A 16123-nucleotide genomic window follows, 5' to 3' on the forward strand; every position below is an offset into this window, starting at 1 on the left:
GCAGATATGAGAAATCATATAACTGTCGAGTTGAATTTGTTTATACTAAAGAGTAGGAAGTTAAAATGAAAAAATCTAATGCAACCCAATTCGATTTTTTACATTACTGGCATGGGTTGGGAGCCTGGAATTTCTATTTCTTACTAAAGTTTGTTTTACTTTGGTATGGTTATTTAAATTTTGATGCTTTTAGCAATTTACTTTTTCTTGCCTTTTTGTTGTTCCCATTACCCAAAAATAGTTGGCATAAAATGCGTAATTGGGTCGCTATCCCAATAGGGATAGTTTTATTTTATCATGATACTTGGTTACCCAGCTTTTCAACCATCGTTGCTCAAGGTGGGCAGCTTAAAGCGTTTTCCTTCGATTACCTTGTTGAATTAACGGTTAACTTTATCAATATCAAAATGATTGGTGTCGCCTTTATTTTGTTAGTGGGCTACCTTTTTATTGAACAGTGGGTAAGGGTATCTGTTTTTATTATTGCCGGTGTTTTGTGGCTAAATATTGGTGAGTTTACTCATTTTTCTCAAGGTGTGGTGCCTTCTGTTTCAGCAAATACTTTTATGCAAGAAAGTAACATTAATAGTGAAAAAAATACGACACCAATCAACGCTCATGAAGTGTTGCCAGCATCATTCGAATCACAAGTACCTCCTGAGGTGGGATCGAGTAAAGAGGTAGAAACCACATCAATGAATACCGTTTATCCACCACAAAACCAGAAGGTCAGTAATAAAGCATTGGATGATTGGCTTACACAGTTTTATGGTTATGAGAAAAAACGTATGACACCATTTCCTGCGCAGTTAGCATCTAATGCCCAGCCTTTTGATATCTTGATTATCAATATTTGTTCACTTTCTACCGCGGATGTGGCGGCAGTTGGACTGCAAGAACACCCCATTTGGGGGAACTTTGATGTGCTATTTAGCCACTTTAATACAGTATCTTCTTATAGTGGTCCTGCATCGTTAAGATTATTACGCGCAAGTTGTGGTCAGACTCAACACTCTGATTTATACGATCCCACAGAGACACAATGCTTGCTAATGGATAATTTATCATCATTAGGATTTGCTAAGAAATTAGTGCTTGACCATAACGGAAAGTTTGGTAATTACCTTAAAGAGGTTCAGCAACTTGGTGATCTTCATATCGCTTTGCAAGATCAAGAAAATCTTTCTCATCAAATTACCGCATTTGATGGCACCAAAATTTACAATGATAAGGAAACATTACAACGTTGGTTGAAAGCGAGAGAGTTGTCTAATGAGAATCGGACTGTGACCTTTGTGAACTTGATATCACTACATGATGGTAACCGCTATGTAGGAGAGAATAGCACTGCTGATTATGGCAAGAGAGCCTCTACATTACTTGATAATTTAGATAACTTTATGAATGAGCTAGATAAAAAAGGAAGAAAAGTGATGGTGGTGATTGTGCCTGAGCATGGTGCGGCTTTACAAGGTGATAAAACACAAATGTCAGGGTTAAGAGATATTCCAAGCCAAAGCATTACTACCGTACCTGTCGGTATTCGTTTTACTGGAATAAAAAACCGAGCACAATTTTATCCTCCTGTGATTGTTGATGAACCAAGTAGCTATTTAGCTATTTCTGAGTTTATTTCTCGTAATGTAAATGGGGAGATCTTTAATCAATCTGTTATCGATTGGAATGCATTAGTCAGTGAACTTCCTCAAACTGCTAATGTTGCAGAAAACCAAGCTACGGTTGTGATTGATTATCAAGGACAGTCTTATATCAAATTAAATGGTGGTGAGTGGATTAATTATCCTAATTAATTTTATTAACTTTTTATAAGAAACCGTTTCATCATAAATTTCTATTTCTCGCTTTCTCTTATTGATACCCCGTATGATACGGGGTTTTTTTATAGACTTTATAAATAGAAACCATAAAAAAACCACATCCATAAAGATGTGGTCTTAGTAAAATCAATCACGTGACGTTATTGGTAAGAGACTTATTTTAAGCCAGCTGCTTCACGTAAGATTTCAGCTTTATCTGTTGCTTCCCAAGGGAATTCTGAACGACCAAAGTGACCGTAAGCCGCGGTTTTTTGGTAGATTGGGTGCAGTAAATCTAACATTTGAATGAGCCCATAAGGACGTAAGTCAAAGAATTCACGCACTAGCAGAACCAGTTGTGCTGTTGGGACTTTTTCAGTACCAAATGTTTCTACCATAATTGATGTTGGCTCTGCCACACCGATTGCGTAAGAAACTTGGATTTCACAACGATCAGCTAAACCGGCTGCTACAATATTTTTTGCAACGTAACGTGCAGCATAAGCCGCTGAACGGTCTACTTTCGATGGATCTTTACCAGAGAAAGCACCACCGCCATGACGCGCCATACCGCCGTAAGTATCGACAATGATTTTACGGCCTGTTAAGCCACAATCACCCATTGGTCCACCAATAACAAAACGACCCGTTGGGTTGATGAAATATTTAGTTTGTTCATTTAGCCATTCTGCGGGTAGAACGGGCTTAATGATCTCTTCCATCACCGCTTCATGCAGATCTTTTTGTGAAATATCTTCAGAGTGTTGAGTTGATAACACAACAGCATCAATACCAACAACGTTATTGTTGTCATATTGGAAGGTAATTTGGCTTTTCGCATCAGGGCGTAACCAAGATAAAGTTCCATTTTTACGGACTTGTGCTTGGCGTTGAACTAAGCGATGAGCATAAGTAATTGGAGCTGGCATTAATACGTCAGTTTCGTTGGTTGCATAACCAAACATTAAACCTTGGTCACCAGCGCCTTGTTCTAGTGGATTTGCACGGTCAACACCTTGGTTGATATCCGGTGATTGTTTACCAATCGCACTGATAACTGCGCAGGAATTAGCATCAAAGCCCATGTCAGAACTGGTGTAGCCGATTTCACGAACAGTGTTACGTGTAATTTCTTCGATATCGACCCAAGCTTTGGTGGTAATTTCTCCGCCTACCATCACCATGCCTGTCTTAACGTAAGTTTCGCAGGCAACGCGTGCTTTTGGATCTTGTTCTAAAATTGCATCCAGAACAGCATCAGAAATTTGATCTGCAATTTTATCAGGATGACCTTCTGAGACTGATTCAGAAGTAAAAAGGTGTGTAGTCATTATATCTCGTTACCTTAATACAAACGGTTTAAGGATGGATGTTTTAACATCTAGACGTCCATTTTAGGACTCTTTTCTCTTTAATTCCAGTTTTTTTTAATCAAATATAGGGATAAAGCAGAATCAAACAGTTAATCTTATTTTTTGTTACTTGCTATTTTTGTATCAAGAAATAGCGATTAGAGAAAAAATTTTTTTGTACTTTTTGCTTTGCATTTTTACCTAACTAAAGGTATAACCTCGCGGTTACTGTGAAATCTGAACACAGTGTAAACCGCAGGATTTCTGATCCTGTTTCTCTGTTAGGGAAATGGCTTATAGGGTTAAGCCATGTGTGGAGTGAATGGGTAATGATCCATTGTCTACAGGTTAGTCTTTTCAAAAACCAAAACCGTACTCACCAATACTATACACATAGTATATCTAGAGTAATTTCCTCTTTGAGCTCTTTTTTCTTTAGAGCGAAGTTGTCTGTTACTTGCCAATAGGTGATTGTGTTAACTCGTTATAGGTTAACTCAAGAACTTTCTACTATTATGTCCTGCGTATAGCTGGATAATCATATAAAAATATATAGTGAGTCATTACTTCCAACTGTTATTTATCAGTCGTTTCAGATTTTTGTCAGATAATTGACTACTATGGTGACAGGCAAGGTATAAACTCATACTCCCTAAGGAGAATGTCATGAATGATAACATCGCTCGTAAGATGCAGCAGACCTATAACATTGCATATTGGGGGGGCGGTTACTATTTAGCGAATAATCGGGGAAATATTAGCGTTTGTCCTAATCCTGATGTTCCTGAGGCTACTTTTGATTTAACTGAATTAGTTAAACGAGTCCAAGAAGAGCAATCGAATCTGCGGTTACCTGCACTTTTTTGCTTTCCTCAAATACTACAACATCGTTTACGTTCGATTAATGCTGCGTTTCATCGTGCGCGTAAATCCTATGGTTATCAAGGTGACTATTTTTTAGTTTATCCGATTAAAGTTAACCAACAACGTCGCGTTATTGAATCATTAGTGAATGCAGGAGAGCCTTTAGGTTTAGAGGCTGGCTCTAAAGCGGAATTAATGGCAGTACTTGCTCATGCCAATATGACAAGTTCTGTGATTGTTTGTAATGGTTATAAAGACCGTGAGTATATTCGCTTAGCGCTTACAGGTGAAAAACTTGGACATAAAGTTTTCTTAGTTATTGAGAAAATGTCTGAGATTAAAATGGTTCTTGAAGAAGCTGAACGTTTAGAAGTTATTCCTCGTTTAGGCGTTCGTGCTCGTCTTGCTTCTCAAGGATCAGGTAAATGGCAAGCAAGTGGCGGTGAAAAATCAAAATTTGGTTTAGCAGCGACACAAGTTCTGCAGTTAATTGATATGTTACGCCAAGCAGATCGCTTAGATAGTCTGCAATTATTGCATTTCCATTTGGGATCACAAATGGCAAATATCCGTGATATTGCTACCGGTGTTCGCGAATCTGCACGCTTCTATGTTGAACTGCATAAATTAGGTGTAAATATTCAGTATTTCGATGTGGGTGGTGGTTTAGGTGTGGACTATGAAGGTACTCGTTCACAATCTGATTGCTCTGTTAACTATGGCCTTAATGAATATGCGAATAACGTTATTTGGGCGATTGGTGACGCATGTGATGAAAATGATTTACCACATCCCACCGTTATTACTGAATCGGGTCGTGCATTAACGGCACACCATACTGTATTAATTTCTAATGTGATTGGTGTTGAACGTAATGAATTTACGGCAATAACCCCTCCTGAGGAAGATGCTGCAAGACCGATCGCTAGCCTTTGGGAAACCTGGGAAGAGATGCAAACGAAGGGGAATAGTCGTTCATTACGTGAATGGTTACACGATAGCCAATTAGACTTACACGATGTGCATACTCAATATGTTCACGGCATGTTAAGCCTAACAGAGCGTGCATGGGCAGAAGAGCTGTATTTGAACATCTGCCGTCGTATTCAGTACGATTTGGATCCGAGTAATCGTGCTCATCGCCCTATTATTGATGAGTTACAAGAACGTATGTCAGATAAGTTCTATGTTAACTTTTCACTGTTCCAATCTTTACCTGATGCATGGGGGATCGACCAGTTATTCCCTGTATTACCTATTGAAGGGCTAGATAAACCGCTTGATCGTCGTGCAGTGTTGCTCGATATCACTTGTGACTCAGATGGTATTATTGATCACTATGTGGATGGTGATGGGGTTGAAACCACAATGCCAATGCCCGCTTATGATCCTGAATATCCACCCATGATCGGTTTCTTTATGGTCGGGGCTTATCAGGAAATTCTCGGTAATATGCATAACTTATTTGGTGATACTGCCGCTGTTGACGTTTACCTTGATGAGAAAGGTAATCTGACCTATGAGCAAAGTGAAGAAGGTGATACGGTTGCCGATATGCTCCAGTACGTTAAGTTAAATCCTACCGTGCTGTTAGATCGTTTCCGTACTCAAGTAAAAAATGCGCAGTTAGATGAAGCGTTACAAGAGCAATTCCTGACTGAATTTGAAAGTGGTTTATACGGTTATACGTATCTGGAAGAAGAAGAGTAATTCTTCACTTTTTAATGCAAGAGTGATGTCTTTAAACATCACTCTTTATCTATCATATTGATTATATGTTGCTTATTTTTTATAAGTAACAGAGGTAATAGCATGAAAAATAGTACGTTAGGTAATGAGACTGATAATTCATTGATCTCTAATGCATTTGGTTTTTTACGTTTTCCACTGAATTTTCAGCCTTACAGCAGTGATGCAGACTGGGTTATTACGGGAGTGCCTTTTGATATGGCAACGTCTGGTCGTGCAGGAACTCGTCATGGACCAGGTGCTATTCGTCAAATCTCAACGAATTTAGCGTGGGAAGGTAATCGCTGGCCGTGGGATTTCGATATGCGTGAACGTTTAAGCGTTGTTGATTGTGGTGACTTAGTCTTTAACTTCGGTGATGCACAGGATATGAGCGATAAGTTACAAGCTCATACAGAGAAGTTATTAGCAGCAGGTAAAAAATGCTTAACGTTTGGTGGTGACCATTTTGTTACACTACCTTTATTACGCGCTCATGCAAAACATTTTGGTAAAATGGCATTAGTTCATTTTGATGCACATACTGATACTTATGGTAATGGCAGTAAATTTGACCATGGCACAATGTTTTTCCATGCTCCCAATGAAGGATTAATCGATCCTAACCACTCTGTTCAAATTGGTATTCGTACTGATCATGACAGTGATAATGGTTTCACTGTATTGGATGCAGCACAAGTTAACGATCGTGGTGTATCCGATCTTGTCGATCAGATCAAAAGCATTGTTGGCGATTTACCTGTTTACCTGACTTTTGATATTGATTGTCTTGATCCTGCGTTTGCACCAGGAACAGGCACACCAGTTGTAGGCGGTTTAACAACCGATAAAGCACTGAAGATTTTACGTGCATTACAACCGTTAAATATTGTCGGTATGGATTTGGTTGAAGTTTCTCCCGCTTACGATCAATCAGATATTACAGCACTTGCAGGAGCAACTATTGCTCTTGATATGTTATATCTGCAAGCCGCAAAAAAATAAGGTCTGTTAATCCCTGAAAATAAAGAGAAAGCGATATCTATTAGGTATCGCTTTTTGTTTTTTACTCTATCTATGAATGAGTTAAGCATTTTTTGCTAACAAATTCAGATCCTACTTGAATGTTTTTTCTGCTCTTTCTCGTGCTTATTTTCCTTTTTATTAAGCCATTATTCTGAATGATAATTATTTACAGAATGTTTGATCGGTATTACCGAATTTATTAGTGAATAATTGTAATTTTGTCACTCGTCCGTTTAATTGCTACTGTTAATCTATTAACAAAGTTCTTTTTATAAGGGCTTTTTCATCTGTAAATATTCAGGAGAAAGACAATGGCTTTGAATGGTAAAGTAATTTTAGTTACAGGCGCTGCTCAGGGAATTGGCCGTGGCATTGCATTGCGTTTAGCAAAAGATGGTGCTGATATTGCTCTGGTTGACTTGAAAGCAGATAAGTTAGCGGATGTCGCAAAAGAGATTGAAGCATTAGGGCGTAAAACAACAATTTTTACTGCTGATATTAGTCAGCGCGATGACGTTTTTGCAGCTGTTGAGCACGCTGAAAAGACATTAGGTGGTTTTGATGTCATGATTAATAATGCGGGCATTGCACAAGTAAAACCTCTGGCTGACGTCACACCTGAAGATATGGATAGGATCTTCAAAATAAACGTAAATGGAACTATGTGGGGTATTCAAGCCGCCGCAGAAAAATTTAAGGCACGGGGTCATAAAGGTAAAATTATTAACGCTTCATCTATTGCTGGGCATGATGGCTTTGCAATGTTAGGTGTTTATTCAGCAACTAAATTTGCGGTACGCGCGCTGACTCAAGCAGCAGCAAAAGAGTATGCCAGCGCGGGTATTACGGTCAATGCTTACTGCCCTGGTATTGTAGGTACTGATATGTGGGTTGAGATTGATGAGCGTTTTTCGGAGATAACTGGGGCACCAAAAGGTGAGACCTATAAAAAATATGTTGAAGGTATTGCGTTAGGGCGTGCTCAAACGCCTAATGATGTCGCAGCCCTTGTTGCTTTCCTCTCAAGTGATGACTCTGACTATATTACAGGACAAGCAATTTTAACTGATGGCGGTATTGTTTATCGTTAATCACTAATCAAGATTGTTTATCAATACCCTGTGTGATTTAACTTAATGACACAGGGTATTTTATAGTTGGAAATAACGAGCAAGTAGAGGTGCGGTAAAATTCTTTTTTAAATAGAAGCCTCTAGGTAAGGTCATAATACGCTGCCCATCTTCACCAATAGCTTCTGTTAATGCTTTACTGTTTGCCGCTTTGGGACGGATTTGTAAGACTTGTCCATGGCGTGCAGTAATGCTTTCTACTTTACCTAACACAATCATATCCATGAGCTCTTCCCAATCATGACGTAATAGATTTTCTTCCGTACTATTAGGGCGCCAAAGTAACGGAGAAGCGACGCGACGTTGTGCTAATGGTATTGTCCTTTCTCCTTCAACAGGCACCCATAACACTTTTGAAAGCTTGTGTTTTACATGGCTATTTTCCCATGTAATACCGCTGTTTCCAGTTAATGCGGCGACACAGACAAAAGTCGTTTCTAAAGGCATACCAAATCTATCAATTGGAATGGTTTTGAGCTCAATGCCCAATTCACTGAAGTCTTGTTCAGGTTTGCTACCTGCACTTGCACCTAAATAATATTCCAACAACATACCTACCCAGCCTTTATCTCTTTTAAGGTCAATGGGGATAGGAAGTTGTGCAAAGGTAGCAAGTTCACCAAAAGTATAACCCGCAAGCGCTTTTGCTCGTTCTAATAAAACGTGTTCATTTTCGGGGGCTCGTGGTGGCATAAACATAGTTATTATCTTCTTGTATAAATAATAGGCAGAAAAAACAGGTTATTGATAGCGTATTTAGCTTTATTTTATTTAAATCATAATAGCATGATATATCATCATTTTTTTGAGTTAATTCGCCAAATGAAATTTATTATTTTAAGTTGTGCACGGTTATCCTGAGATCATAAACAGGCTTTTACACTAGGTTATCCACAGCTTTATGGGATAACTCACAGAAAGTAAGATCACTGTTCTGATTTACAGCCTTGACTTTTGCAGATATTTGCCAAAATTACCCTATTTTGTTTAACTAATCGGCATAACCTGTGGATAAAACACCCTGTGTATATTTTTTATACGATTTGAGCCGAAGGGGATTTTAATTGTTTTACCCAATCGCTGAAATAGGCATTAAAAACTTGCTACTAATTTGAATTATAAGTGATATTTTAAAATTTGTATCAACAGCCTTCCTAACAATATAAAAACTATACCCTGATTATCTCACTCTTTTTCACATAGATATCCACAGAAAAAAGTGAATAAATCCCCTAAGTGTTTATGTGGATGTTTATAACTTTCAAGGTTTCTGTGAATTAACGTAAATAAGGGCTAATCTGAACACTGAAAAGAGACAGGAACCTATTTTAATTGTGGTGTATCAATATCCGGTGTAAACCATGCTGATTTAAAATCAAACCAGCCAAAAGTATTCATTTTGACACCCCGTATGGTTCTTTGTCCTTGTAGTTCTAGCAAATGGTGAAATAGAGGATAAAGCCAAATATCTTGTGTTAGTTGGCGACACCACTCTTCGAGTGGCAACGATTTTTGGTGCCATAATGAGAGCTCTTGTGAAAACGATGCTCCCAAACATTGGTGAAAGAGGGGTAATTCATAAAGTGCTGCAAATATGGAGAACTCTAGCGGCTTGTAAAAATTCACGGTTGCTAACCAAATATCACTATTAGCTTCACCATAATACCATTGTTCATAATCAAGTATTTGAATAGTCAGTTCAATATCATACTGAGATAAAATGCTTTTTATTAAATCTGCAATAGTGCTGTATTCATGATGCTCTTTATAAAGAGTCACAGTGAGTTTTGTTAATGAAGTCGGTTTTGGATGTTGGCGAATTAATTTACTGTGATGCCAATGAAGTAATAACCCATAAGCAGGAGACCAATGGCGTTGATAGAAAGGATCGCAATGCGTTAGCATATTAACAGGCGTTAACACGCTGCTTAACCATTCCCTTATTTCAGTCTGCTGACACTGCTTGGAGCGACTATCATAAAGTAGAAAATAGCACCCTTCCTCTTTACGACTTTCTAGCGAATCTTTATTGGTATCATCATCTGTTAAATGAATAGTTGAACAGACCATCTTGTTATTCAGTTCTGGAACCACCCAAATATCAATTTCATCTAATAATGCCCGTAAACCAAAATAGCGATTAAAAGCTTTGATTTGTAGTTTGTGTTTATCATTAGCGATCACTTGATAAGCGCCTGTACCAATAGGGTGTTGTGCAAAAGAGGGGAGTGATGCCCATTCTTGTGGCAAAATAACGGCTTGTGGGCTGCCTAATAACGTTGCAAACTGCTTATCTGCTTCGCTTAAGAAAATATCGAGCACATAAGGTTGAGGTGAAGAAATTTGTTCTATATGTGCATAAAGAGGGTTGCAGTATTTCATTCTCATTAAAGATGTACTGATATCTTCAAGAGTGAGCTCTCGACCATGATGGAAATAGATAGAAGGACGTAAATAAAATCGCCAATGTTGCTCTGTGATCATTTGCCAATGATGAGCTAATTCGGCTTCGATTTCCCCATTTTCCTCTTTTAGATGGACTAATGAGTTGAATATCTGACTCATTAAATGTAATTCAGAGCGTCTTAATGGTGTTCCAGGGAGTAAATTTCTAAAAGGACGATAGTAAATAATACGCAGCAATTGTTGACCGGGATGAAAGCTTTTTTTCAATCTGTGAGAGCACCATTTGGCGTACAGAATCTTTATCACCCATAAGTGCGACAAGCTTTTCAATATCATTCTCTTCTATCAGCCTTTCGGCGCGATTTTGTTGGATCTCAAATGCATTAGAATGAAAAATAAGCGTGGATTTTTTACCTCTGCCGACTTCTGCTTGCCAATGTATCCAACCTATTTCTTGCATTTTATTTAATAAAGAGCGGACATGACGACGTGTGCAATGCAGGGTTTGGGCTAATTCTTGTAACGTTGTTTCGGTTGCTTTTCCCTGAAAGGTTTGCCATAAGCGAATAAATTGTAACTCTAAGCGGGGTGAGATCATAAAAGAGGAAATCCCTTAATAAAGTGATCAATTTTAATTTCCTTATATTAAACCGATAATGATTGTGTTTAAAGTTAGCTCTCATGTTAGTTATCAGAAATGACGAATACTGACAGACTCCCCCATTTGAGCATTCGGTGATTACCGGCCAGTGATGATTAATCACTGGCTTTTTTATGGATTATGTATGAAATAGTTTTGTTGGGGCAAAAAAAAGCCGTAAATGAATTTACGGCAAGAATGACAAAGTAAACATCACAGAAAGTAGAAGAAGGTGAAAAATTGCTCTAGTTAGCGCATAAAAACGGGTTGTTTTGCCTCGTAAGCACTAATCTCATCTTGGTGTTGTAGCGTTAATCCAATACTGTCTAATCCTTCAATCATGCAGTGGCGGCGAAATGAGTCAATTTCAAAAGAGAAATGTAATTCTCCCGCTCTAACCTCTTGAGCCACTAAATCAACGGTAATTGGGGTACCCGCATGTTCTTTTACCCAATCAAATAATTGTGAGACTTCACCATCACTTAATTTGATTGGTAATAATTGATTATTAAATGCATTCCCATAAAAAATATCCGCAAAGCTGGGGGCGATAACAGCGTGAAAACCATAATCAGTTAATGCCCAAGGTGCGTGTTCACGAGATGATCCACAACCAAAGTTTTCTCGTGCCAATAAAATAGAAGCACCTTGGTAAATTGATTGATTTAAAATAAATGCAGGATCAGGCTGAGTGCCTTCATCATCCAAAAAACGCCAATCATGAAATAGGTGTTTACCAAAGCCTGTACGTGTTACTTTCTGCAAAAATTGCTTAGGAATAATGGCGTCGGTATCCACATTCGCCGCATCTAAAGGAACCGCAATACCCGTGTGTTGAGTAAATTTATTCATCATGTTCTCCTTTAAGATGCTACTGCAAATGTACGAATATCGGCAAAATGGCCATTAATAGCCGCTGCTGCCGCCATTGCAGGACTGACTAAATGTGTTCGACCTCCACGCCCTTGGCGACCTTCAAAATTACGGTTGCTAGTGGATGCACAGCGTTCGCCCGGATTTAATCGGTCGTTATTCATAGCTAAACACATTGAACAGCCGGGTAAGCGCCATTCAAAGCCTGCTTCAATAAAGATTTTATCTAAGCCTTCCGCTTCCGCTTGGGCTTTAACAGGCCCAGAGCCTGGAACGACAATCGCTTGAACATGCGAGGCGACTTTATGGCCTTTTGCGATTTCAGCAGCAGCTCGTAAATCTTCAATACGTGAGTTTGTACAAGAGCCAATAAAGACTTTATCGATAGTGACATCTGTTAAGTTGATACCTTCACTTAATCCCATATAAGCCAAGGCTTTTTCAGCAGAAGCGCGTTCAACGGGATCATTAAAGCTATTCAATAACGGAACTATTTGATCAATAGCAATAACTTGCCCTGGGTTAGTGCCCCACGTGACTTGCGGTGCAATCTCTGCCGCATTAATCGTGATTGTGGCATCAAACGTTGCATCATGATCAGATTTTAAGGTTCTCCAATACGCGACAGCTTCATCCCATGACTGACCTTTAGGTGCAAATTGACGCCCTTTTAAGTAGTCAAAAGTGGTGTCATCAGGTGCGACTAAACCTGCTTTAGCACCCATTTCAATCGCCATATTACATAAGGTCATTCGACCTTCCATGCTTAAAGCTTCAATGGCTTCACCCGCAAATTCAACAATATAGCCCGTACCACCAGCACTCCCTAATTTACCGATAATGGCTAATACGATATCTTTCGCCGTGATCCCAATAGCGGTTTTACCCTGAACTTCGATTTTTAATGTTTTGGCACGAGATTGTTTTAAGGTCTGAGTTGCTAAAACATGTTCAACTTCTGAAGTACCAATTCCAAACGCTAATGAGCCAAAAGCCCCATGAGTTGCTGTATGTGAATCACCGCAAACAATCGTCATGCCTGGTAAGGTTAAGCCTTGTTCTGGCCCCATCACGTGAACAATGCCTTGATAAGGATGGTTTAAATCGTACAGCGTGACGCCAAACTCTTGACAGTTTTTCATTAATTCTTGCATTTGAATTCTTGCCATATCACCACAAGCATTAATATCTTTAGTTTGTGTTGATACGTTGTGATCCATCGTTGCAAAGGTTTTATTCGGTTGACGAACAGGGCGACCTTTTGTTCTTAATCCATCGAAGGCTTGAGGCGATGTGACTTCATGCACTAAATGTCGATCGATATACAAAATGGGTGTTTCATCACTCACTTCTCTGACAACATGTGCATCATAAATTTTTTGATATAATGTTTTACCCATGTTATGCCCCTTCACGAATATATTGAGCAATACGATCACCCATTTCGGTGGTTGTAATTGCGTTACCATCGCCCGCTAAATCTGCGGTGCGATAGCCTTTTGCTAAGACTTGTGTGATTGCATCTTCAATGGCTTGAGCTGCATTATCTTCATTAAAGCTATAACGTAATAACAGTGCAGCAGACAGTATTTGTGCAATAGGGTTGGCAATGTTTTTACCTGCTATATCAGGGGCTGAGCCTCCTGCGGGTTCATATAAACCAAAGCGTTCTTCGTTGACACTAGCAGAGGGTAACATTCCCATAGAGCCGGTGATCATCGCGCATTCATCAGATAAAATATCGCCAAAAATATTGGAACACAGCAATACATCAAACTGAGAAGGATCTTTAATTAACTGCATTGTTGCGTTATCAATGTACATATGTTGAATTTCAACATCTGGGTACTCTTTTGCGATCTCAGTTACAACCTCTCGCCATAAAATAGAGCTTTGTAATACGTTAGCTTTATCAATTGAGGTTACTTTATGACGGCGTTTACGCGCCGATTCAAACGCAAAGCGTGCAATACGTTCAATTTCATAACGATGATAAATTTCAGTATCAAAAGCACGCTCTTGTGCACCTTCACCTTCACGACCTTTAGGTTGACCGAAATAGATACCACCGGTTAATTCACGTACACATAAAATATCAAAACCACGTTGTGCGATATCAGCACGCAATGGGCAGTAGGCTTCTAAACCTTCATATAAGCGAGCAGGGCGTAAATTGCAGAACAATTTAAAATGCTTACGTAATGGTAATAAAGCACCGCGTTCTGGCTGTTCGTTTGCGGGTAAATGTTCCCATTTAGGACCACCGACAGAACCAAATAAAATCGCATCTGCTTGTTCACAACCTACTAAGGTATCTGTGGGCAACGGAGTGCTGTGTTTATCAATGGCAATGCCACCGATATCGTATTCTTTTGTTGTGATATTGAGTGAGAAACGTTCACTAACTGCCTTCATCACTTTTTGCGCTTGAGCCATGACTTCAGGACCAATACCATCTCCGGGTAATACTGCAATATGATAATTTTTTGACATAATTAAACCGCTTCTTGTGTTGTATGTTGTTTGCGTTTTTCTATTTCGACTTGCTCTGATCGCCAAATGCTATTAATAACGTGGATCATGGCATTCGCTGATGAACCTACGATGTCAGTTTCTAAACCCATTCCATGAAATTTACGTCCTTGATATTCAACGACGATATCAACTTGCCCTAAAGCATCTCTGCCTTCACCTTTAGCTGTTAATTGATAAGTGACTAATTTCAATGGATAACCCGTTGCACGCGAGATGGCTTGATAAACTGCATCGACGGGACCATTACCCGTTGCTGCTTCAGTAATTTCTTTGTCACCATGAGTAATGCTGACACTTGCAGTAGCAACGGTTGATGAACCAGATTGAGTATTAAAGTAATTCATGACAAACTCATCAGGCTCTTGTTGCTGTTGTCCCATAAATGCTAAAGCTTCTAAATCGTAATCAAAGACTTGGCCTTTTTTATCTGCCAAGCGTAAGAAGGCCGAATATAAAGTATCCAAGTTATAATCTGTCTCACGATAACCCATCTCTTCCATACGATGTTTAACAGCTGCACGACCTGAGCGAGAAGTTAAATTTAATTGCACTTCTTTTAATCCGATTGATTCTGGAGTCATGATTTCGTAGGTTTCTCGGTTCTTCAAAACGCCATCTTGGTGAATACCCGATGAATGCGCGAATGCATTGGAGCCAACAACAGATTTATTAGCATGAATTGGCGTATTACATAATTGACTGACTAATTGGCTGGTACGATAAATTTCTTTGTGATTAATGCGTGTCTGAACATTCATCATTTGCTCACGCACTTTTATCGCCATAATGACTTCTTCTAATGCGCAGTTACCTGCACGTTCACCTAAGCCATTAATGGTTCCTTCTACTTGCCTTGCGCCTGCTTGTACTGCGGTAATGGAGTTAGCGACAGCCATACCCAAATCATCATGGCAGTGAACGGAAATAATGGCTTTATCAATATTGGGAACACGCTCAAACAAGTTGGTGATAATGCCACCAAACTGATAGGGCGTTGTATAACCTACGGTATCTGGAATATTAATCGTGGTTGCACCAGCATTAATTGCGTTTTCAACAATTCGACATAAATTATCAATATGAGTACGGCCGGCATCTTCGCAAGAAAACTCCACATCATCGGTATAACGACGAGCACGTTTTATTGAGTTCACGCCCATTTGAATAATATCTTCAAATGATTTCTTCAATTTATGTTCAGCGTGCAATGCCGAGGTTGCCAAGAATACGTGGATACGAAAAGCTTCTGCGACTTTTAAAGACTCTGCTGCAACATCAATATCGTTATCAACGCAGCGTGCTAATGCACAAATACGGCTATTTTTTATTTCGCGTGCAATGGTTTGTACGGATTCAAAATCACCAGGAGAAGAAACAGGAAAGCCCGCTTCAATGATATCCACACCTAAACGCTCTAAAGCGTAAGCAATTTGTAACTTCTCTTTTACGCTTAAGCTCGCCTGCAATGCTTGTTCACCATCTCTCAATGTGGTATCAAAAATAATCACGTTATTGCTCATAATCTGTTCCTTTCTCTTTTTATTTGCTGTTTGCGCTCTCCCAGGTATAAAAAAAACCCGCGACTAGCGCGGGTTTTCTCTCTAAGGGCAGGTGTGTTTCACTTTTTACCCATAAGCCGACCGCGCATAAAAGTTGCGAGTAGTAGTAGGCTTGATAGTAAAAATTGCGTTTAACATGAAACATCCTTAGATAAGTTCTCAATAATCTGTATTTATTGATACCTAATACCAA

Annotated in this window: 10 protein-coding genes and 1 pseudogene; 4 read left to right on the forward strand and 7 right to left on the reverse strand. The window is 39.1% G+C overall.

Features of this window, described 5'->3' with window-relative positions; genetic code table 11:
• Positions 1-65 precede the first annotated feature (65 nt).
• Positions 66-1811, forward strand: coding sequence for a cellulose biosynthesis protein BcsG (gene bcsG / locus BHE89_RS15500; RefSeq protein ID WP_069367674.1), 1746 nt, complete (start codon positions 66-68; stop codon positions 1809-1811).
• Positions 1812-1993: 182 nt separating this feature from the next.
• Here the strand turns inward: bcsG and metK are convergent, their stop codons facing one another.
• A complete protein-coding gene (gene metK / locus BHE89_RS15505; protein ID WP_069367675.1) occupies positions 1994-3148 on the reverse strand; it encodes a methionine adenosyltransferase in 1155 nt (384 codons plus the stop codon).
• Between the two features lie 687 nt (positions 3149-3835).
• Here metK and speA point away from each other — a divergent pair.
• The 3 genes from speA to BHE89_RS15520 all read left to right on the forward strand — a co-directional run bounded on the left by speA (position 3836) and on the right by BHE89_RS15520 (position 7878).
• Positions 3836-5743 (forward strand): biosynthetic arginine decarboxylase, encoded by a 1908-nt coding sequence (gene speA / locus BHE89_RS15510; RefSeq protein ID WP_069367676.1) that lies wholly within the window; start codon positions 3836-3838, stop codon positions 5741-5743.
• Positions 5744-5845: 102 nt separating this feature from the next.
• Positions 5846-6766, forward strand: coding sequence for an agmatinase (gene speB, locus BHE89_RS15515; protein WP_069367677.1), 921 nt, complete (start codon positions 5846-5848; stop codon positions 6764-6766).
• Positions 6767-7098: 332 nt separating this feature from the next.
• Positions 7099-7878: an acetoin reductase gene (locus BHE89_RS15520; protein WP_069367678.1), complete on the forward strand. Its 780-nt coding sequence runs from the start codon at positions 7099-7101 to the stop codon at positions 7876-7878.
• 60 nt (positions 7879-7938) lie between these two features.
• Here BHE89_RS15520 and mutH read toward each other — a convergent pair whose 3' ends face one another.
• The 6 genes and pseudogenes from mutH to leuA all read right to left on the reverse strand — a co-directional run bounded on the left by mutH (position 7939) and on the right by leuA (position 15891).
• Positions 7939-8616 carry a DNA mismatch repair endonuclease MutH gene (mutH, locus tag BHE89_RS15525; RefSeq protein ID WP_069367679.1) on the reverse strand — a complete coding sequence of 226 codons (678 nt, stop codon included), beginning with the start codon at positions 8614-8616 and terminating at the stop codon, positions 7939-7941.
• Positions 8617-9240: 624 nt separating this feature from the next.
• Positions 9241-10921, reverse strand: a pseudogene (gene sgrR, locus BHE89_RS15530) (HTH-type transcriptional regulator SgrR).
• A 291-nt stretch (positions 10922-11212) separates the two neighbouring features.
• On the reverse strand, positions 11213-11818 hold the full coding sequence (gene leuD, locus BHE89_RS15535; RefSeq protein ID WP_069367681.1) for a 3-isopropylmalate dehydratase small subunit: 606 nt from the start codon (positions 11816-11818) through the stop codon (positions 11213-11215).
• A gap of 8 nt (positions 11819-11826) precedes the next feature.
• The gene (leuC, locus tag BHE89_RS15540; RefSeq protein WP_069367682.1) at positions 11827-13236 is read right to left on the reverse strand and encodes a 3-isopropylmalate dehydratase large subunit; all 1410 of its coding nucleotides are present in this window, start codon (positions 13234-13236) and stop codon (positions 11827-11829) included.
• Between the two features lies 1 nt (position 13237).
• Positions 13238-14329, reverse strand: a complete 1092-nt coding sequence (gene leuB / locus BHE89_RS15545) for a 3-isopropylmalate dehydrogenase (RefSeq protein WP_069367683.1) — start codon at positions 14327-14329, stop codon at positions 13238-13240.
• A gap of 2 nt (positions 14330-14331) precedes the next feature.
• Entirely contained in the window at positions 14332-15891 is a 1560-nt protein-coding gene (gene leuA, locus BHE89_RS15550) for a 2-isopropylmalate synthase (protein ID WP_069730280.1), read from the reverse strand.
• Positions 15892-16123 lie beyond the last annotated feature (232 nt).

The sequence above is a fragment of the Shigella sp. FC1967 genome, from assembly GCF_001743005.1.
In the GTDB taxonomy this organism is placed as follows: domain Bacteria; phylum Pseudomonadota; class Gammaproteobacteria; order Enterobacterales; family Enterobacteriaceae; genus Proteus.

Coding starts and splice junctions, on each gene's coding strand:
- leuC (WP_069367682.1), bottom strand. CDS start 13,236: ATGGGTAAAACATTATATCAAAAAATTTATGATGCACATGTTGTCAGA.
- mutH (WP_069367679.1), bottom strand. CDS start 8,616: ATGTTTATGCCACCACGAGCCCCCGAAAATGAACACGTTTTATTAGAA.
- speA (WP_069367676.1), top strand. CDS start 3,836: ATGAATGATAACATCGCTCGTAAGATGCAGCAGACCTATAACATTGCA.
- leuD (WP_069367681.1), bottom strand. CDS start 11,818: ATGATGAATAAATTTACTCAACACACGGGTATTGCGGTTCCTTTAGAT.
- speB (WP_069367677.1), top strand. CDS start 5,846: ATGAAAAATAGTACGTTAGGTAATGAGACTGATAATTCATTGATCTCT.
- bcsG (WP_069367674.1), top strand. CDS start 66: ATGAAAAAATCTAATGCAACCCAATTCGATTTTTTACATTACTGGCAT.
- leuB (WP_069367683.1), bottom strand. CDS start 14,329: ATGTCAAAAAATTATCATATTGCAGTATTACCCGGAGATGGTATTGGT.
- metK (WP_069367675.1), bottom strand. CDS start 3,148: ATGACTACACACCTTTTTACTTCTGAATCAGTCTCAGAAGGTCATCCT.
- BHE89_RS15520 (WP_069367678.1), top strand. CDS start 7,099: ATGGCTTTGAATGGTAAAGTAATTTTAGTTACAGGCGCTGCTCAGGGA.
- leuA (WP_069730280.1), bottom strand. CDS start 15,891: ATGAGCAATAACGTGATTATTTTTGATACCACATTGAGAGATGGTGAA.